Origin of the sequence: Pantoea sp. At-9b, assembly GCF_000175935.2 — a bacterium.
GTDB lineage: Bacteria > Pseudomonadota > Gammaproteobacteria > Enterobacterales > Enterobacteriaceae > Pantoea.
In genome coordinates, this window is the sequence record NC_014837.1 from 665,369 (window position 1) to 683,425 (window position 18,057).

The 18,057-nt window shown below is 55.6% G+C and carries 17 protein-coding genes and 3 tRNA genes; 9 read left to right on the top strand and 11 right to left on the bottom strand.

Going from position 1 to position 18,057, the window contains the following annotated elements:
- Window positions 1–64 precede the first annotated feature (64 nt).
- Together fhuF and PAT9B_RS02945 are read right to left on the bottom strand one after the other, a co-directional pair.
- Window positions 65–859, bottom strand: a complete 795-nt coding sequence (fhuF, locus tag PAT9B_RS02940) for a siderophore-iron reductase FhuF (protein WP_013507767.1) — start codon at window positions 857–859, stop codon at window positions 65–67.
- Between the two features lie 102 nt (window positions 860–961).
- A complete protein-coding gene (locus PAT9B_RS02945; protein WP_013507768.1) occupies window positions 962–2,056 on the bottom strand; it encodes a diguanylate cyclase in 1,095 nt (364 codons plus the stop codon).
- Between the two features lie 231 nt (window positions 2,057–2,287).
- Between PAT9B_RS02945 and PAT9B_RS02950 the strand changes: the two genes are divergently transcribed.
- Window positions 2,288–2,572, top strand: coding sequence for a DUF1435 domain-containing protein (locus tag PAT9B_RS02950; RefSeq protein ID WP_013507769.1), 285 nt, complete (start codon window positions 2,288–2,290; stop codon window positions 2,570–2,572).
- A gap of 84 nt (window positions 2,573–2,656) precedes the next feature.
- Here the strand turns inward: PAT9B_RS02950 and PAT9B_RS02955 are convergent.
- From PAT9B_RS02955 to rsmC, 4 genes are all read right to left on the bottom strand, one after another.
- Window positions 2,657–2,743 (bottom strand) — tRNA-Leu (locus PAT9B_RS02955).
- A gap of 28 nt (window positions 2,744–2,771) precedes the next feature.
- Window positions 2,772–2,858, bottom strand: a tRNA-Leu gene (locus PAT9B_RS02960).
- Between the two features lie 32 nt (window positions 2,859–2,890).
- A tRNA-Leu gene (locus PAT9B_RS02965) sits at window positions 2,891–2,977 on the bottom strand.
- Window positions 2,978–3,119: 142 nt separating this feature from the next.
- Window positions 3,120–4,151 carry a 16S rRNA (guanine(1207)-N(2))-methyltransferase RsmC gene (gene rsmC, locus PAT9B_RS02970; protein ID WP_013507770.1) on the bottom strand — a complete coding sequence of 344 codons (1,032 nt, stop codon included), beginning with the start codon at window positions 4,149–4,151 and terminating at the stop codon, window positions 3,120–3,122.
- A gap of 106 nt (window positions 4,152–4,257) precedes the next feature.
- Between rsmC and PAT9B_RS02975 the strand changes: the two genes are divergently transcribed.
- The 4 genes from PAT9B_RS02975 to yjjJ all read left to right on the top strand — a co-directional run bounded on the left by PAT9B_RS02975 (window position 4,258) and on the right by yjjJ (window position 7,222).
- Complete coding sequence (locus PAT9B_RS02975; protein ID WP_013507771.1) at window positions 4,258–4,668, top strand: DNA polymerase III subunit psi; 411 nt, start codon at window positions 4,258–4,260, stop codon at window positions 4,666–4,668.
- Window positions 4,640–5,080 carry a ribosomal protein S18-alanine N-acetyltransferase gene (gene rimI, locus PAT9B_RS02980; RefSeq protein WP_013507772.1) on the top strand — a complete coding sequence of 147 codons (441 nt, stop codon included), beginning with the start codon at window positions 4,640–4,642 and terminating at the stop codon, window positions 5,078–5,080. Before PAT9B_RS02975 ends, rimI begins: the two co-directional genes overlap by 29 nt.
- A gap of 20 nt (window positions 5,081–5,100) precedes the next feature.
- Window positions 5,101–5,784: a pyrimidine 5'-nucleotidase gene (yjjG, locus tag PAT9B_RS02985; protein ID WP_013507773.1), complete on the top strand. Its 684-nt coding sequence runs from the start codon at window positions 5,101–5,103 to the stop codon at window positions 5,782–5,784.
- A gap of 115 nt (window positions 5,785–5,899) precedes the next feature.
- Window positions 5,900–7,222 (top strand): type II toxin-antitoxin system HipA family toxin YjjJ, encoded by a 1,323-nt coding sequence (gene yjjJ / locus PAT9B_RS02990; protein WP_013507774.1) that lies wholly within the window; start codon window positions 5,900–5,902, stop codon window positions 7,220–7,222.
- Here the strand turns inward: yjjJ and PAT9B_RS02995 are convergent.
- Window positions 7,219–7,878 carry a YtjB family periplasmic protein gene (locus PAT9B_RS02995; protein WP_041525892.1) on the bottom strand — a complete coding sequence of 220 codons (660 nt, stop codon included), beginning with the start codon at window positions 7,876–7,878 and terminating at the stop codon, window positions 7,219–7,221. The genes yjjJ and PAT9B_RS02995 overlap by 4 nt on opposite strands.
- Window positions 7,879–7,985: 107 nt before the next feature.
- Here PAT9B_RS02995 and serB point away from each other — a divergent pair, with 107 nt between their 5' ends.
- The 3 genes from serB to nadR all read left to right on the top strand — a co-directional run bounded on the left by serB (window position 7,986) and on the right by nadR (window position 11,700).
- Complete coding sequence (gene serB / locus PAT9B_RS03000) at window positions 7,986–8,963, top strand: phosphoserine phosphatase (RefSeq protein WP_013507776.1); 978 nt, start codon at window positions 7,986–7,988, stop codon at window positions 8,961–8,963.
- A 13-nt stretch (window positions 8,964–8,976) separates the two neighbouring features.
- Entirely contained in the window at window positions 8,977–10,359 is a 1,383-nt protein-coding gene (gene radA / locus PAT9B_RS03005; RefSeq protein ID WP_013507777.1) for a DNA repair protein RadA, read from the top strand.
- 102 nt (window positions 10,360–10,461) lie between these two features.
- Complete coding sequence (gene nadR, locus PAT9B_RS03010; RefSeq protein ID WP_013507778.1) at window positions 10,462–11,700, top strand: multifunctional transcriptional regulator/nicotinamide-nucleotide adenylyltransferase/ribosylnicotinamide kinase NadR; 1,239 nt, start codon at window positions 10,462–10,464, stop codon at window positions 11,698–11,700.
- Window positions 11,701–11,731: 31 nt separating this feature from the next.
- Here nadR and PAT9B_RS03015 read toward each other — a convergent pair whose 3' ends face one another.
- From PAT9B_RS03015 to ettA, 3 genes are all read right to left on the bottom strand, one after another.
- The gene (locus PAT9B_RS03015; RefSeq protein WP_013507779.1) at window positions 11,732–13,018 is read right to left on the bottom strand and encodes an MFS transporter; all 1,287 of its coding nucleotides are present in this window, start codon (window positions 13,016–13,018) and stop codon (window positions 11,732–11,734) included.
- Window positions 13,011–14,165, bottom strand: a complete 1,155-nt coding sequence (locus PAT9B_RS03020; RefSeq protein WP_013507780.1) for a mandelate racemase/muconate lactonizing enzyme family protein — start codon at window positions 14,163–14,165, stop codon at window positions 13,011–13,013. The genes PAT9B_RS03015 and PAT9B_RS03020 overlap by 8 nt, the downstream gene beginning before the upstream one ends.
- A 277-nt stretch (window positions 14,166–14,442) precedes the next feature.
- Window positions 14,443–16,110, bottom strand: a complete 1,668-nt coding sequence (gene ettA / locus PAT9B_RS03025; RefSeq protein WP_013507781.1) for an energy-dependent translational throttle protein EttA — start codon at window positions 16,108–16,110, stop codon at window positions 14,443–14,445.
- Window positions 16,111–16,296: 186 nt separating this feature from the next.
- Between ettA and PAT9B_RS03030 the strand changes: the two genes are divergently transcribed.
- Complete coding sequence (locus PAT9B_RS03030; protein ID WP_013507782.1) at window positions 16,297–17,244, top strand: 2-hydroxyacid dehydrogenase; 948 nt, start codon at window positions 16,297–16,299, stop codon at window positions 17,242–17,244.
- Here PAT9B_RS03030 and deoR read toward each other — a convergent pair.
- Window positions 17,241–18,005 (bottom strand): DNA-binding transcriptional repressor DeoR, encoded by a 765-nt coding sequence (deoR, locus tag PAT9B_RS03035; RefSeq protein WP_013507783.1) that lies wholly within the window; start codon window positions 18,003–18,005, stop codon window positions 17,241–17,243. The genes PAT9B_RS03030 and deoR overlap by 4 nt on opposite strands.
- Window positions 18,006–18,057 lie beyond the last annotated feature (52 nt).

Consider the following 18,057-nt stretch of genomic DNA (forward strand, 5'->3'; position numbering starts at 1 on the left):
CTGCCATAAGCCCTCGCAACTGTAAACGAGAATGCAGGAGAATCTGTAACAGAATTTACCTAACCTAAACGGCGTTTAATGTGCAGTTACCACAACGCTCAATGTCGGGAATTCGGTAACGCTGACAGCAACTGCGGCGCTCCATGACACCATTCCGTGGGATCATGGTGCGGTAAAGCGGATTATCGCTGCCATCCAGCAGGGTGCGGGTGAAGAACAGCGCCTGTTCCAGTTGTGACACGACGGTTTCAGGTAATTGCGCTTTCAACTCTCCGAGGAACCACCAGAAGGAGAACCCCATGTTGTTCCAAATCAGTTTGGCGTTGATATCACCATGCTGGGTCATGCCGTGAACGGCCGGAATCAGACAGTGTTGAATCAGGCGATCAAGACGTTGTTGTTCATTGAGGTAGCGTGCCTCTTCATCTTCCTGCACATCAATCCAGAAGGCGCAGGGATGGCCGGTTTCATGAAACTCAACGTGAATCAGGTGTGGTGCACAGTTCAGCGCGCGTGGCTCCAGCAGCAACGCCAGCATCAGGGGTGACAACAGCAGGCCGAAATACCATTGCGCCCAAAGCGACTGGAGCGGTTTCGCCTCATGTGGCACATCAGGATGATTGCGATACAAATGATCGCTATAGCGCTGGGTGAGACGGCGGTAATGGTGGGGTTCAGACCACTCGGCGAGCGTTAAGGTGCCCGCCGGAGCAGGCTTACCGAGTTTTATCGTTTCCAGCATGTAGCTGCGTTGTTCACGCATCAGATCTTCCAGCGCGCTCGCCAGTGGGCGATCGCTTTGGATAAAGATCAAGGGATGGTCGCTGTAGCGATGATCCTGACGGGTGATAGTAGCCATGCCGGTCCTGAATGAAAACGGGAAGCGAAAAACAAATGATAATCGTTCCCGCTTCAGCTCACAAGACAGGCAGGCTGTGGATTCACCGCCGCGGCCTCAGTGTCAGGCGAGATCTTTGGTATCCAGCGGTGCTTTGGGTAAATCTTCCCACGCGAGAATGGTGTTACGTCCCTGATTTTTCGCCACATACAGGGCACGATCGGCATTGGCGACCGCCTGATCAAAATCATCATCGAAAATCGGTGCAATGCCCGCACTGATGGTGACATGGGTCGAGACTTTCTCATTAAAGCGATGGGGGATTTCCAGGTCGACCACGTATTGGCGGATGCGTTCGGCCAGTTTCATGGCAATCGAGGCATTTACATTGGTCATCAACACCAGAAACTCTTCACCGCCGTAACGCGTCACCACATCGCGTGAGCGAACGGCATCGCGAATCGCCACCGAAACCCGTGCCAGTGCCTGATCGCCCATCGCGTGCCCGTAGTTGTCGTTGTAGGCTTTGAAGTGATCGATATCCAGCAGCAACACGAAATGGCTGCCAGCATGGTTCTCCAGCACGGTATCAAGGCGGTTTTTCAACCCACGGCGGTTATATAAACCGGTTAGCGGGTCCAGCATGCTTAAGTCGCTGAAACTCTCTTTCTCTTCATACAGCTGCCGCACCAGACGCCGGGTGAAATGATCAAAACGACGACGCATCAGATGGTGTAATGAAAAACCAATCAATGGCAGGGTGATGGTAAACAAAATCATCATTAAATGCTGACCATCATCCAGTAGCAAAACGGTGAATACTGGCGGTGTGATGTGTAAACAGAAAGCAACTAAATAATCACTGAGCGCAATGGCACTGACAAAAAATACGCTCAACAGACTGATTATTAAAAAGCTGCCATCAAAATAGAAAACCAGATGGTATTTGTGGTTTATGTGCCATGCCCATAATGCACCGAATAACAACGCCGCAGGATTTAATAGCGGTAATTTTAGTTTTGGGCTGATTAAGCAAAGAGTAAGTAAAGATATGCTAAACCCTGCCACCAGTACTGCTGGCAGTGACTGGATGCTGGATGCCTCCCCTAAAAACGGTAACAAAGAAAATAGTGAAACAGCGACATTCAAAAACAGAAACAGCATCAGTGAGAGCCGATATTTGCTGTGTTTCAATTCATCGTAAGATTGTAATTTCATTATTATTACTCGTAACAGCCCTGAAATATCAAAGCGCTACCCGGCCGGGATATTCTCTCTGCCAGGGTAATGAGCACATTATTGCTGTGTTATCAAAATAGTTATCGGCGGCAATTTAGCATTTTCCAGTAGTACTGTCATCCGCAGGGCTTTTACGATAAAAAAATCCGCTGCAAAATGAGAAATATTATCATATGATAATACGAATACTTATCATTTGAGGGTTGCGCGATGATCATGGCGATGTTGGCTGCCTGCGGCTTATGGGGAGTGAGCTGGATTATGGGTAAACGCCTGGACAGCGGCTGGGGTGTGCTGTTGCCGTGCGCGGCAATGCCGGTTTTCGCCCTGTGGGAACCCAGTTTCAGCCAGTGGCGGTTAGTGATGATTGTAGCGCTGCTGCTGACCGTGGTGATGCTGTTCCATCATCGCCTGCGCCATTACCTGTTGCTGCCTTCCTGCCTGGCGTTAGCCGGGGGATTGGCGGCGGTGTCGGTCAATTTTCACCTGGTGTAAACGGCAGAAATGACAAAATCACGCATACGCGTGAGCAGGGACTTTAAACATCATGGAGTGAACGACCAGGAAGGGTGACAACGTTGGTGCGAAGAGAGGGACTTGAACCCTCACGTCCGTAAGGACACTAACACCTGAAGCTAGCGCGTCTACCAATTCCGCCACCTTCGCATCGAGTTGTCTGTTCATATCACCGCATTGGTGCGAAGAGAGGGACTTGAACCCTCACGTCCGTAAGAACACTAACACCTGAAGCTAGCGCGTCTACCAATTCCGCCACCTTCGCATTGTGCAGTGCGATATGAACTACGTGGTTTTTGGTGCGAAGAGAGGGACTTGAACCCTCACGTCCGTAAGGACACTAACACCTGAAGCTAGCGCGTCTACCAATTCCGCCACCTTCGCGTACCTGCAATACCTTAAGTATTGCTAACCACGGAGGCGCATTTTAGAGATTTTACTCAATGCGTCAACACATATTTCGCGACGGTGAAACGATTGCTGCAAAAAGCAACGTTTCTGCCGCCGCGTCAGCAAAATCGCTGAATTAACGTGCTTTCGCGCCGCGACCGTAAACCGCACGGTAAACTTTAAAGCGTCCGGTTTGCGCCAGCACTTCATGGTTGCCGAAGGTCTCATCCAGCACTTGCGGATAGGGCAGGAAGGCGTTTGCAACAATGCGCAGCTCACCACCACTGCTGAGGTGTTTTACCGCGCCACGAATCAGCGTATGTGCGGCGTCGAGACTGGTTTGCAGGCCATCATGGAACGGTGGGTTTGAAATGATCAGGTCAAAACGTCCGGTGACATCAGAGAAGACGTTGCTGGCAAACACTTCACCTTCGAGACCATTGGCGGCCAGCGTGGCTTTACTCGCCGCGACTGCCGCGGCATGCACGTCGCACAACCACAGACGCACTTTCGGGGAATGCTGTGCCAGCACGGTGGCCAGTACACCGCTGCCGCAACCGATATCCAGCACCTTACCTTTGGTATGTGGTGTCAGGGTGGAGAGCAGCAATGCGCTACCGGCATCAAGACCGTCACGGCTGAACACCCCAGGTTGCGTATGAATGGTGAGGCCATCCAGCATGTAACTATCGCCAAAGGTGGCGGCATCGAAGGTTGGCTGCTGTTCCAGTTGCCCGTGGTAGAGGCCGCAGCGGCGTGCGCTGTCGATTTTCTCCAGTTTAGCCCACGGCTCGATCATGCCTTCCGCACTGCGCACACCGCTGCGGTTTTCGCCGACGACAAAAATATCGCTGCCAACCGGCATCAGTGAGAGCAGGTTTTGCAGCTGGAACTGCGCTTCCGGTTTGTTTTTCGGCCAGAAGTAAACCAGGGTATCGCAATCTGCTACATCCGCAGCACTTGCAACCAGACCATACACCGCGCGCTCCGCGAGGCGACGGCTGAGGTTCTGCCAGTGATGATACTGCTGGGTATGCACACGCGTTGACGCGGTTTCCAGCTGAGCGGGCAGGTCATCCTGCAAATCGCCAGCAAACAAAACATGGCGGGCGGTAAATTCATCACTGTGGCGCAGAATCACTTCGCTGGCCGGGGTTAAAGCAGACATGGATGGCTCCTGTTAAATCAGAGCGGGGATTATAGTGCTTTGTTGGCGCATGTTCGATGGGTTTGCTAGCATAGCGTCGCATTCTCGCAGCACAACGGGTAACAGCATGACATCAAGGCGCGACTGGCTTTTACAGCAAATGGGGATTACGCAGTATCAGCTGCGGCGTCCGCGCGTATTGCAGGGAGAGATTGCCGTCAGGCTCACCCCAGATACCCGGCTGGTATTGGTGGCGGAACACGCCCCGGCGCTGCATGAACCGCTGGTGCGTGATGTGCTTCGCACCCTGAACCTGCAACCCGCTCAAGTGATGACGCTCACGCCAGAACAGCTCCAGATGCTCCCCGAGCAGGTGGACTGTGCGGGCTGGTTGCTCGGGGTCGACAGCTCGCATCCTTTTAATGGCGTCACTTTTGCGACCGCCGCTTTCAATGAATTAATCAGTAGCGGTGCGGCAAAACGCGCCCTCTGGCAACAGATGTGTAATCATGACAGCCATCTCTTTAGTCATCCCTGAAGACCAACCACAGTTGCTGGCGATTGAACGTCGCAGCCATGCGTTTCCCTGGAGCGAACAGACGTTTGCCAGCAATCAGGGCGAGCGTTTTTTAAATTTTCGTATTGAGGCGGAAGGTCGTGTGGTCGGTTTTGCCATCACCCAGGTGGTGCTGGACGAGGCTTCACTGTTCAATATCGCGGTTGATCCTGATTTTCAACGCCGGGGCTATGCCCGCCAGTTATTGCAGCATCTGATTGCTGAACTGGAGCAGCGCGAGGTCATGACGCTGTGGCTGGAAGTCCGCGCCTCTAATCTGGCGGCGATTGCCCTGTATGAACAACTGGAGTTTCATCAGGTGAGCCGCCGCCCCAATTATTACCCCACTGCCAGCGGACGAGAAGACGCCATCATCATGGCATTGACGCTGTAGCGTTTTGGCTGAGGAGATCTATGTTAAACGACTGGGACTGCATTATTTTTGATGCGGATGACACGCTATTTCACTTCGACGCCTACGCCGGTTTACAACGTATGTTTGCCGGTTATGACGTGCAATTTACCGATCAGGACTACGCCGACTATCAGGCGATCAACAAACCGTTGTGGGTCGATTACCAGAACGGGGCGATTTCGGCGTTGCAGCTACAGACGCGCCGTTTCACCGGCTGGGGCGAGAAACTCAGCGTGGCACCGGAAGTGCTCAACAGTGGTTTTCTGTCCGCGATGGCTGAAATCTGCCTGCCTTTGCCTGGCGCAGCCAGTTTGATGAACGCGCTGCACGGCAAGGTAAAAATCGCCATCATTACCAACGGCTTTACCGCGTTGCAGCAGGCGCGCCTCGAACGCACGGGTTTCCGTGATTATTTTGATGCGCTGGTGATTTCGGAGCAGGTTGGCGTACCCAAGCCCGACCGTGCCATCTTCGATCACACGTTGGCACTGCTTGGTAACCCGGCGCGTGAACGCGTGTTGATGGTGGGGGATACGCCGGAATCGGATATCCTCGGCGGCATCAACGCCGGATTGAAAACCTGCTGGTTCGATCACGGTACGCGTGCGTTGCCCGCATCAATCACCCCGGACTGGCAGGTAAAAAGCCTGGCTGAGCTGGAAGCACTGTTGGTGAAAGCATAAAAGTATCTATTCACCGATAAGATGCCTGATACTGGAAGAATCCCGCTGTGCGGGCTTTTTTTATGCTAGTATCTATTCATAAATCTATTCACGAATCTATTCATCGGGTGATTGAATGGTTGATATCAGCGCAGCGTTATTAGCGGGGCCACTTGGTGCGGCAGAATTGTTACGCCGCCTGAATATTAGCCAGGCGACCCTGTCCCGGCAGTTACGCCAGCAGGATCAGGTGGTGAAATGGGGCAAAGCGCGCGCTACGCGTTATGCGCTGTTACGACCCATTCGAGGTGAAAGCCGTTTTTCTCTGTATCAGGTACAACCTTCAGGCCAGGCGGCGCAGGCCGGCTGGCTGTTGCCAACCTGGCCACAAGGCAGTTGGTTGCATCTCGATGCCGAACAGAGAGGCACTTTCTATGAAGGATTGCCGTGGTTTCTGAGTGACATGCGCCCTCAGGGGTTCCTGGGACGATTGTGGGGACGTGAACACGCCACAATGCTCGGCCTGCCGGAGGATATCCGTGTCTGGAGTGATGAGCAGTCCCTGGTGGCGCTGGCGCAAAGCGGCATCGATATGCCGGGTAACCTGATAGTGGGCAGCGCGGCTTACCAACACTGGTTATTACAGACCGCGCCGGTGGCGTTCGATGACGGGCAAAAGCGTGTTCGTTATCCGCAACTGGCAGAGCAAGCCCTGGGCGGAGATGAGGCCGGATCTTCGGCGGGTGGGGAGCAGCCAAAGTTTCTCTGTTATGCCACAACCTCTTCTGGCGATCGCCACTGTCTGGTTAAATTTACCCTGGCACGCCAGGGCGAAAACAGCCAACGCTGGCGCGATCTGCTGCGTGCAGAACACCTCGCCCTGCAACAGCTACAATCTTCGGGGCTGGCGGCGGCGCGCAGCCAGTTGATTACTGTGGGTGGGCAGTTATTCCTGGAGGTTGAACGTTTTGACCGGATAGCTGAACGCGGGAGACGTGGGCTGTGCTCGCTGGAAGCGGTCAGCGCCGAATTTTTAGGACGACAGCAGCACTGGCCCGATGCGTTGAACGAACTGCTGCGCCAGCACCGGTTGGATACAGCCTCAATGCAGCGAGGCACGCTGCAATGGGCATTTGGTCGCCTGATCGCTAACAGCGATATGCATGCCGGAAACCTGTCGTTTTTTACCGATGGGGCGTTGCTGCAACTGAGTCCGGCCTACGATATGTTGCCGATGGCGTTGGCACCTAACTCGCTCGGCCATATGCGTGATGAGGTAAATTTAACCCTCGATTTTTCGCTGCCCGGTGACGTCTGGCGTGCGGCCAACACCATGGCGAAAAGTTACTGGCAGACGATTGCAGCGGATGAGGCGTTTAGCGAGGAATTTCGGCGGATTGCGCGTCAGGCCCAGCAGCAGCTGGTGGCACTGGATCTGACGCTGACGAGAATGGTTTAAGGCTTGCTGTTTTCCGCCTCCGCCTCTTCTTCTTTATCTTCTTTCACCGGCGTGCTGGCGGTAAGCAGGAACGGCGATTGCTGCCAGCGTGTACGGCGGTCGCGCAGCAGGGTACGGGTCAGGATGATGCCAATCGCCAGCGCCAGCAGCATCATCAGACGCAGAATATTGGTGGTGTTATCCACCTGGCGCGATTCAGTGACCAGCACGTGGGTATCCAGGGTGACGCGTAAAAAACCCAGAGGGCCGTCTTTGCCGTTGAGCGGCTGCACGATCTGATGATTAAAGTAGCTACCGGCGCGTTTGCCGTCTAACGCCAGGCGATCACGGACATCAATACTTTCGCCGCTGTGCGCAACCAGGCTGCCGTCATCGGCGTAGACTGAAGCATCCAGAATACGGCTGTTGTCGGTGAGCTGATGCAGCACCGCTTCAATCTGCGTGCGATTATCGTCGCTGTTATCCATTAAAGGCTGCAGGCTAAATGCCACCTGTTTGGTCAGGGTACGGGCCAGCTCCTCCACCTGTTCGGAGCGCGCCATTTGGTGCCCGAGACTAAACCAGGAGGCACCCTGCATCAGCACCACTAACAGGGCCAGCGAGATAAGAACAATCACCGTGCGGTGCAGGCGAAATTTCAGTGCGGTTTTAACCATCAGAAACCCGTGTGACATAACAGCAGAAAGGCTGGCAATTATGTTGCCAGAACCGGCGCAGACAAGGTAGCCTCTTGCGTGGTTTTGTTGTCCCTACAGGAGCTGTAATGCCAAATCGTCTTACCTGGTGCGATCTGCCCGCCGATGTATCCCTCTGGCCGGGCTTACCCCTTTCCCTCAGCGGTGATGAAGTGATGCCGCTGGATTACCGTGCCGGTCGGACTGGCTGGTTGCTGTATGGGCGCGGGCTTGATAAACAAAAGCTGACCGACTATCAGCATCAGTTGGGGGCGGCGATGGTCATCGTCAGCGCCTGGAATGTGGATGAGTATCAGGTGATTCGTCTGGCTGGCTCACTGACGCCGCGTGCCAGCAAACTGGCGCACGATGCCGGTTTTGATGTGGCTCCGCTCGGCAAGATCCCACATTTGAAAACCCCGGGTCTGCTGGTGATGGATATGGATTCCACCGCGATTCAGATCGAATGTATCGATGAAATCGCCAAACTGGCAGGCAGTGGCGAGCGCGTGGCGGAAGTGACCGAACGCGCGATGCGCGGTGAACTGGATTTTAAAGCCAGCCTGCGCGAACGTGTTGGTACTCTGGCTGGGGCCGATGCCAATATTCTGAAGCAGGTACGTGATACCCTGCCGCTGATGCCGGGTCTGACCACGCTGGTGCAGAAATTGCAGGCGCTGGGCTGGCAGGTGGCAATCGCTTCTGGTGGCTTCACCTATTACGCTGATTATCTGCGCGACACCTTGCATCTTGCCGCTGCCGTCGCCAACGAACTGGAAATCCGTGACGGCAAACTGACTGGCCAGGTGCTGGGGCAGATTGTCGATGCACAATTTAAAGCGGATACCCTGAATAATCTCGCACAGCGCTTTGCCATTGCCCCGGAACAGACGGTGGCGATTGGTGATGGTGCGAATGATCTGCCGATGATTAAAACCGCCGGACTGGGTATCGCCTATCATGCTAAACCCAAAGTGAATGAGCAGACGGAAGTCATTATCCGTCACGCTGACCTGATGGGAGTGTTCTGCATCCTGAGCGGCAGCCTGATTCACGAAGAACGTTAATTAAGGAACAGATTTGGCCAAAGCGGCAAAACGCGCTTTCGTTTGTAATGAATGCGGCGCTGACTATCCACGCTGGCAGGGGCAATGTAGCGCCTGCCACGCCTGGAATACCATTACCGAGGTGCGCATTGCCGCCTCGCCAGCCGCCGCGCGCAATGAACGCCTGAGTGGTTATGCCGGGAGCGCGGGCACCAGCCGGGTGCAGAAGCTGTCGGAGATTAGCCTTGAGGCGTTGCCGCGCTTCTCTACCAGCTTTAAAGAGTTTGATCGCGTGCTTGGGGGCGGCGTGGTGCCGGGCAGCGCCATTTTGATCGGCGGTAACCCGGGGGCAGGGAAATCGACACTGCTGTTGCAGGTGATGTGTAAGCTGGCGGAAGGGATGAAAACCCTGTACGTCACGGGTGAAGAATCCTTGCAACAGGTGGCGATGCGCGCCCATCGTCTGGGATTACCCACCGAAAACCTCAATATGTTGTCGGAAACCAGCATCGAGCAGATCTGTCTGATCGCCGAGCAGGAACAGCCGAAACTGATGGTGATCGACTCGATCCAGGTGATGCACATGGCGGAGATCCAATCTTCGCCGGGTAGCGTTGCGCAGGTGCGTGAAACCGCGGCTTACCTGACACGCTTCGCCAAAACGCGTGGGGTGGCCATTGTCATGGTGGGACATGTCACCAAAGATGGCTCGCTGGCCGGACCCAAGGTGCTGGAGCATTGCATCGACTGTTCCGTGTTGCTGGATGGCGACGCCGATTCGCGTTTCCGCACGCTGCGCAGCCATAAAAACCGCTTTGGCGCGGTGAACGAGTTGGGCGTATTCGCGATGACCGAGCAGGGAATGCGTGAAGTCAGCAACCCCTCGGCTATCTTCCTGTCACGCGGTGATGAGATTACCTCGGGCAGTTCGGTGATGGTGGTGTGGGAAGGTACACGCCCGCTGCTGGTGGAAATTCAGGCGCTGGTGGACCATTCAATGATGGGCAATCCGCGCCGTGTTGCTGTTGGTCTGGAGCAGAACCGCCTGGCGATTCTGCTGGCGGTGTTGCATCGGCACGGTGGTTTGCAGATGGCGGATCAGGATGTGTTCGTCAACGTGGTCGGGGGGGTTAAAGTCACAGAGACCAGCGCCGACCTCGCATTGCTGTTGGCGATGGTCTCCAGTTTGCGCGATCGTCCTTTGCCGCAGGACTTGGTGATCTTCGGTGAAGTCGGATTGGCCGGTGAAATTCGTCCGGTGCCCAGTGGCCAGGAACGTATTTCTGAAGCCGCCAAGCATGGTTTCAAGCGGGCGATTGTACCCGCTGGCAATGCACCGAAGAAACCGATTGAGGGGATGAAGGTTTACAGCGCGAAGAAGCTGGCGGATGCGCTGGCGATTCTGGACGAGCTGTAATGCCTCAGCCTGACTAACATTTTGCACACCTCCCTTTCCCGTCTTGCGGGAGAGGGCCGGGGTGAGGGCAACCAGCCGCACTTTCCATGCAGGAGGCACATCATGTCATCATTTGACTACCTGAAAACCGCCATTCGCCAGCAGGGACATACGCTGCAACAGGTGGCGGATGCCAGCGGGATGACCAAGGGCTATTTAAGCCAGTTGCTGAATGCCAAAATCAAAAGCCCCAGCGCCGTTAAACTGGAAGCGCTGCACCGCTTTCTGGGGCTGGAGTTTCCGCGTCGTGAGAAGACCGTCGGCGTGATATTCGGTAAGTTCTATCCGTTGCACACCGGGCACATTTATCTGATTCAGCGCGCCTGTAGCCAGGTCGATGAACTGCATATCATCATGGGCCATGACGATCCGCGCGATCGTGAATTGTTTGAAAACAGTGCCATGTCGCAACAGCCGACGGTGAGTGACCGTCTGCGCTGGTTGCTGCAAACCTTCAAATACCAGAAAAACATCCGCATCCACTCCTTCAATGAAGAGGGAATCGAACCGTATCCGCACGGCTGGGATGTGTGGAGCGAAGGGGTGAAAACGTTTCTGGCGCAGCAAGGTATTGAAGCGGATTGCGTCTACACCAGTGAAGCGCCGGATGCGCCGATGTATCAGCAGCATCTCGGCATTGAAGCGGTGGTGCTCGATCCCAATCGATCCTTTATGAGTATCAGCGGCGCGCAGATTCGCCAGGATCCGTTCCGTTACTGGGAATATATTCCGACCGAAGTGAAGCCGTTCTTTGTGCGTACCGTGGCGATCCTTGGCGGCGAGTCGAGCGGTAAATCGACGCTGGTGAATAAGCTGGCGAACATTTTCAATACCACCAGTGCGTGGGAATATGGCCGCGATTATGTGTTTTCCCACCTCGGTGGCGACGAGATCGCGCTGCAATATTCGGACTATGACAAAATTGCGCTTGGTCAGGCACAGTACATTGATTTTGCCGTCAAGTACGCCAACAAAGTTGCTTTTATCGATACCGATTTCATCACCACTCAAGCGTTCTGCCTCAAGTACGAGGGGCGCGAACATCCGTTTGTCCAGGCGCTGATTGATGAATACCGTTTCGATCTGGTGATTCTGCTGGAGAACAATGTGCCCTGGGTGGCGGATGGATTACGCAGCCTGGGCAGTTCGGTGGACCGGCGCGAATTTCAGTCCTTGCTGATCACCATGCTGCGTGAGAACAATATCGACTTCGTCCATGTGAAAGAGGATGACTACGACACGCGCTTCCTGCGCTGTGTCGAACTGGTCAAACAGATGCTGGGGGATGGTGTCCCGCGTTAAGCACTGCCGGGCGTAATGCCCGGCCAATGCATTAATGACTTGCCAGCGCACGCAGCGTATTGACCCCTTTTTGCCGTACCAGCAGCGCCAGCAATAACATACCTGCCAGAGCCAGCACGCTCGCCAGTACAAATGCGGTGTGATAGCCGCCGCCATACTGAATCAGGAAGCCGGTAATCCCCGGTGACAGAATGCCCGCCAGATTGGCCAGCAGATGGACAAAACCGCCCGCCGTACCAATACGTCCTGCCGGGACGATATCCTGCAACAACGACCAACAGGCCTGCGGTGTCATATAGGCGAACACGCTCGCCAGGGTTATCAGCGTGACGGCCGCAGCCAGGCTTTGGCTCCAGGCGGTCAGCAGCACGCATAATGCGGCGACGGCCAGCCCGACAAAAATCACCAACTTGCGCGACAGCAGGAAGTTTTGTGTGCGGCGATACAGCATGTCGCACACCACGCCACCACCGAGAAAACCCACGGTGGCTCCGAGCCACGGCAGAATACCGATGATGCTCATGCTTTTAATATCCAGATGCTGGAAGTCGGTCAGGTAACTCGGCAGCCAGGAGAGGAAGAAATATTGAATGTAGTTGAAGCAGAAGAAGGCACTGGCGACACCCAAAACCGGCAGCGAGAAGACATAGCGCCACAGTGAGTGCTGATCCTGCTGCGGGGTGCTGGTGGTCTGGCTGGCCGGACGTTGCTGCATAATCAACTGGCTCTCCTCGCGGCTGACGCGCGGATGTTGTTCCGGCTTATCGCGGAACAGCAACAGCCAGCTGGCGACCCAAACAAAGCCCAGCGCAGCAATCACGATAAAGGCGATGCGCCAGCCAAAATTCAGCCCCACCAAACCGACAATCGGTGCGGCAATGGCCGCCCCCAGCGGTTGTCCGGCATTGGTAAACCCTACCGCCCGACCCACTTCCTGACGCGGAAACCAGTTGGCAATCGATTTGTTGGTGGTGGTGCCCATCGGGCCTTCGCCGATACCAAACAGCATCCGCACAATCAACAGATGACCAAAACCGGTGACCAGCGCCGTGGCACCGCAGAACAGCGACCAGATGGTGGCTGCCCAGGCATAGACACGACGTGGACCAAAGCGGTCAGCTCCCCAGCCGCCGAGAAAACAAAACAGGCAATAGCCGATAAAGAAGCAGCTGAACAGGATGCCCATCTGCGCATCATCAATGCCAAGATCTTTTTTCACCAGCGGAGCCATTACCGACAGCGCCGCACGGTCGAGATAGTTGAGCATACCGGCGCAGAACAGCAGCAGGGCAATGACCACACGATAATTTTTAAACATGATGGACTCCCTGTTGATCAACCCGTTGATGGGTTATCCGATACTCGCGCAGCACCTGCTCGTCAGGTTGATAACCGAGGCCTGGGCGATCGCTCAGGGTAAAACGCACGTCGTGGGGCAGATCGGGGTAAAGATCGACTTCAAAGTCGATCCATGGGATCTCCATTTTGACGTGATCCGGCAGCAACGCGACCAGATGGGCAGTTGCCAGCATCCCCGCGCCGTAATAGAAGCAGTGCGGCACCACACGCACACGATATTGCTGCGCCAGCTCGAAGACGTGCAGGGCGGCGGTGATGCCGCCGACTTTGCTGACGCTGGGTTGCACCACATCGACCGCGCCGCTTTCCAGCAGATTGACGAAGCCGAAATCGCCATCGACGTTTTCACCGGCGGCCAGAGGTACCCCGACGCGACGCAACTGAGACAGGCCGTCAAAATCATCCGGTGGCCAGATCGGCTCCTCCAGCCAGCCCAGCTCCAGCGCCCGCAGTTCATAAGCACGCTGATTAGCCTGTTCACGTGTCCACGGGCAATTCACATCCACCATCAGCTGCACCCCAACAGGCAGTGCGGCGCGTGCAGCGGCGATAGCCGGGACGGCAGTTTCATGCAGTTTCAGGGTGCGAAATCCCTGTTGATGGGCACGCAGCACCTGGGCGGCTACCTCTTCAGGATCATTGGCGTAACTCACCAGGCTGGCGTAGCGCTCGATATGCTGGCGGGTTGCTCCCAGCAGTTGCCACAACGGTTGCTGCCGTTGCTGGCCGAGCAAATCCCATAAGGCGATATCGATAGCGGAAAGTGCATAACGTACCGGGCCGCTGCGGCCAAAGGCATGCAGCGCTTGCTCGGCGTTTTGCATTAATGAGGCGATCGCCTGTGGGCTGTCAGGGAGTGCCTGTTGCAGGAAAAACGGGGCGACCAGGCTGCACAGCGCTTGCTCGGTAACCGGGTTAGCCAAATGCCCAAAGGCTTCACCCCAGCCTACCAGCCCGCTGTCGCTGGTGACTTTTACCAGCAGGGTTTCCATGCGGCTCAACGAGGGTGAGGCTGCGTTAAACGTGGTTTCCTGTTCCGCTGGTGGACGTCGATGGGCATCAAAGGGGATAGCGATGCGCATCACTTCGATCATAGTTATCTTCATGCCATAGACCTCAAAAGGGTGCGCCCGGCGTGAGTAGTTATGAAAAATGCCGGGACTGATAGGGATACATCGGGTCAATAGCGAGTATAAAAAGCAGGCAACGCGGGAACATCGGGCAACAGCCCAGGAGTGAAAGCGGATTCAGACAGGTTTTTGTGCTGATTAACGGCGTGTGGTGCAGGGGATCACAAATATGAGGTAAAAAACCATAAATGCGCGATTTATCGCGTAAAAAAAGGCGCCGGTTAAGGCACCTTTTATTATCGCGTCAGCGCAATTACTTCGCCATACGTTTGTACTTGATACGCTTCGGCTCCAGCGCTTCTGCGCCAAGGGTACGTTTTTTGTACTCTTCGTATTCGGTGAAGTTACCTTCGAAGAACTCCACCTTACCCTCATCCTGGTAATCGATGATATGGGTAGCGATACGGTCGAGGAACCAACGGTCATGCGAGATGACCATCGCACAGCCCGGGAATTCCAGCAGGGCGTTTTCCAGCGCGCGCAGGGTTTCGATGTCGAGGTCGTTGGTCGGTTCATCGAGCAGCAACAGGTTGCCGCCGACCTGCAACAGTTTTGCCAGGTGCAGACGACCACGCTCACCACCCGACAACTCGCCAACGCGTTTGCCCTGATCGGTGCCTTTGAAGTTAAAGCGGCCAACATAAGCGCGGCTTGGCATTTCGGTGTTGCCGATACGCATGATGTCCTGACCGCCAGACACTTCTTCCCACACGGTTTTGCTGTTATCCATTGCATCACGGAACTGATCAACGGACGCCAGTTTCACCGTTTCACCCAGCTCGATGGTGCCTGAATCCGGCTGTTCCTGACCTGACATCATACGGAACAGGGTAGATTTACCCGCGCCGTTCGGTCCGATAATCCCGACAATCGCGCCTTTTGGCAGCGAGAAGGAGAGATCGTCAATCAGCACGCGGTCGCCGTAGGATTTACGCAGGTTGGCGACTTCCAGCACTTTGTCACCGAGGCGCGCACCTGGCGGAATAAACAGTTCGTTGGTTTCGTTACGTTTCTGGTATTCGGTGTTGTTCAGTTCTTCGAAGCGTGCCAGACGGGCTTTGCCCTTCGACTGACGACCTTTCGCGCCCTGACGCACCCACTCCAGCTCTTTCTCAATGGATTTGCGACGTGCCGCTTCGGCCGAGGCTTCCTGCGCCAGACGCTGATCTTTTTGCTCCAGCCAGGAGGAGTAGTTGCCTTCCCACGGAATACCCTCGCCACGGTCCAGCTCCAGAATCCAGCCCGCAACGTTATCGAGGAAGTAACGGTCATGGGTGATGGCGACGACGGTGCCTTCGAAGTCGTGCAGGAAGCGTTCCAGCCAGGCCACGGATTCCGCATCCAGGTGGTTAGTCGGTTCGTCGAGCAGCAGCATGTCTGGTTTTTCCAGCAGCAGACGGCACAGCGCAACGCGGCGGCGTTCACCACCGGACAGCGTAGCGATTTTGGCATCCCACTCCGGCAGACGCATGGCATCTGCGGCACGGTTCAGCTGGGTTTCCAGGTTGTGACCATCATGTGCCTGGATCACTTCTTCCAGACGGCCCTGTTCAGCGGCCAGTTTGTCAAAATCGGCATCCGGGTCTGCGTACAACGCATAAACTTCGTCCAGACGCTTCAGCGCACCGACCACTTCGGATACCGCTTCCTCAACGGATTCACGCACGGTGTGTTCCGGGTTGAGCTGGGGTTCCTGCGGTAGATAGCCGACTTTAATGCCCGGCTGCGGGCGGGCTTCCCCTTCGATATCTTTATCAATACCGGCCATGATGCGCAGCAGGGTTGATTTACCTGCACCGTTCAGGCCGAGGACACCAATTTTTGCCCCAGGGAAAAAGCTGAGAGAGATATTCTTCAGAATATGACGCTTCGGCGGAACCACTTTGCCGACGCGATGCATGCTATAGACGAATTGAGCCACGTTGTAATGAGCCTCTTGGTCTGTGGAGGTGGACGTCAGATGCTGAAGTTTAGCCGTTTTCCCGGTCCAATCACAGCGACACAGCGGTGAAACTTCTGGAGCTGGCTCGATAAACGGATAACTGTTTGATTCTCACTCAGCCGTCGGACTATGCTGGTTTTTTGCCTTAAAACGGGAGGAGGTGCGATGAGAGTGCTGGTGGGTGCGGATGAACAGGCCTGGGGTGGGTTAATCCCCACAATTCGTCAGTTGTTACCCGATGTGGAATTTGTCGCATCGGTGGGCCATGCGGTCGATAGCCTGGCGGGCTTTGATGCGTTAGTTCCGGGTATGTGCCGGGTCGATGCGCCATTGCTGGCGACGGCCGATCGCCTGAAACTGATTCAGCAGGTCGGCGTCGGACTGGAAGGGGTCGATATCGCTGCGGCCAAGAAGGCCGGCATCATGGTGGCAAATGTCCCCTCCGATCACTCCGGCAACGCTGATTCTGTTGCAGAGCTGGGCATCTGGATGATGATTGGCCTCGCGCGGCGTCACCAGGAAATCGCGCCATGCCTGGCACAGCAGCAACTCGGACAGCCGATTGGCATGGGGCTGATGGGCAAAACGGTAGGCCTGGTTGGGCTGGGGGGCATCGGTAAAGCGCTGGCAAAACGCCTCGCACCCTTTGGTATGCGGATGATTGGTGTGAAGCGGGAAGCGGATGAAGCCTTTGCCCGTGAGCATCAGCTTGACTGGGTGGGCAGTATCAGCCAATTGCCGCAACTGTTGGCGCAGTCTGATTTTGTGCTGCTGAGCCTGCCGCATAACGTGGCAACCCATCAGATCATTGATGCGGCGGCCCTGGCGCAGATGAAATCCACCAGTTTCCTGATCAACCTCGGCCGTGGCGGCCTGATCGACAAAGCGGCGTTTCTCTCCGCGCTGGAGCATAAAACCCTGGCTGGAGCCGGGTTAGATGTGTTCTGGCAGGAGCCACCCGATCCCCATGATGCGGTTTTTCAGTACAACGTGATTGCCACGCCCCATATTGGGGGTGTCACCGATATCTCGCTGGCTGGCAATATCAAAGGCGTGTGCGATAACCTGCGCCGTCTGCGTGACGGCGATGCGGTGATTGATCGCTGGGCTTAACCGCAGCACAGCTTAACCCCTGCCGCCTGCATCACCTTCAACAATGCCGGCGGTGGTGGGCTATCGCTCACCAGAATATCGAATAACGAGAAATCACCGATCCGGGCGGGCAGTACCTTGCCGTATTTGCTGCTGTCGCCCACCATGATCCGCGTCTGCGCCCGCTGCAATGCCAGATGCTTAATCGGTAGTTCATTCAGGTTGTAGCAAGTGGCTCCCTGACGCACATCCATCCCTGCGGCGGAGATAAACGCTTTGGTCGGGCAGAGCGCGTCCAGTACTGTCACCTGTTCCAGCGGGGTAAATACCGCGTTGTCGGCATGAAATTCGCCACCGGATAAAATCACCCGACAGTTCGGCTTCTCTTTTAACGCCAGAAACGTGTTGATGGCGCTGCAAATAGCGGTGAAGGGCAGGTCGTCGTCAATGGCATCAATCACCAGTGGCAGGGTGGTGCCACAATCAAAAAACACCGTATCGTTGGCCTCAATCAAGGCGGCAGCATGCTGCGCCAACTGCTGCTTTTTGCTGACGTTGAGATTTTGCTGGTCGCTGACAAAGTAGTGCGCAATGTTCTGGCGCGGATCGCGCATGATGTAGCCACCCAGCAGCACCACGCCGTTTGCCGGTTCACTCAGATCGCGGCGGATAGTCATTTCTGACACGCCCAGCAGCTGTGCGGCTTCCTTCAGATGCAGCTTATCGGTGCGTTTAAGCGCCAGTGTCAGGCGGGTGATGCGATCAACGCGGCGGGTTTCCATAGTTGAGGATTCGCTCAGCAAAGGTGAAATTCGACAGTGGGTTGGTGGGGAT

Coding starts and splice junctions, on each gene's coding strand:
- fhuF (WP_013507767.1), bottom strand. CDS start 859: ATGGCTACTATCACCCGTCAGGATCATCGCTACAGCGACCATCCCTTG.
- PAT9B_RS02945 (WP_013507768.1), bottom strand. CDS start 2,056: ATGAAATTACAATCTTACGATGAATTGAAACACAGCAAATATCGGCTC.
- PAT9B_RS02950 (WP_013507769.1), top strand. CDS start 2,288: ATGATCATGGCGATGTTGGCTGCCTGCGGCTTATGGGGAGTGAGCTGG.
- rsmC (WP_013507770.1), bottom strand. CDS start 4,151: ATGTCTGCTTTAACCCCGGCCAGCGAAGTGATTCTGCGCCACAGTGAT.
- PAT9B_RS02975 (WP_013507771.1), top strand. CDS start 4,258: ATGACATCAAGGCGCGACTGGCTTTTACAGCAAATGGGGATTACGCAG.
- rimI (WP_013507772.1), top strand. CDS start 4,640: ATGACAGCCATCTCTTTAGTCATCCCTGAAGACCAACCACAGTTGCTG.
- yjjG (WP_013507773.1), top strand. CDS start 5,101: ATGTTAAACGACTGGGACTGCATTATTTTTGATGCGGATGACACGCTA.
- yjjJ (WP_013507774.1), top strand. CDS start 5,900: ATGGTTGATATCAGCGCAGCGTTATTAGCGGGGCCACTTGGTGCGGCA.
- PAT9B_RS02995 (WP_041525892.1), bottom strand. CDS start 7,878: ATGGTTAAAACCGCACTGAAATTTCGCCTGCACCGCACGGTGATTGTT.
- serB (WP_013507776.1), top strand. CDS start 7,986: ATGCCAAATCGTCTTACCTGGTGCGATCTGCCCGCCGATGTATCCCTC.
- nadR (WP_013507778.1), top strand. CDS start 10,462: ATGTCATCATTTGACTACCTGAAAACCGCCATTCGCCAGCAGGGACAT.
- PAT9B_RS03015 (WP_013507779.1), bottom strand. CDS start 13,018: ATGTTTAAAAATTATCGTGTGGTCATTGCCCTGCTGCTGTTCTGCGCC.
- PAT9B_RS03020 (WP_013507780.1), bottom strand. CDS start 14,165: ATGAAGATAACTATGATCGAAGTGATGCGCATCGCTATCCCCTTTGAT.
- PAT9B_RS03030 (WP_013507782.1), top strand. CDS start 16,297: ATGAGAGTGCTGGTGGGTGCGGATGAACAGGCCTGGGGTGGGTTAATC.
- deoR (WP_013507783.1), bottom strand. CDS start 18,005: ATGGAAACCCGCCGCGTTGATCGCATCACCCGCCTGACACTGGCGCTT.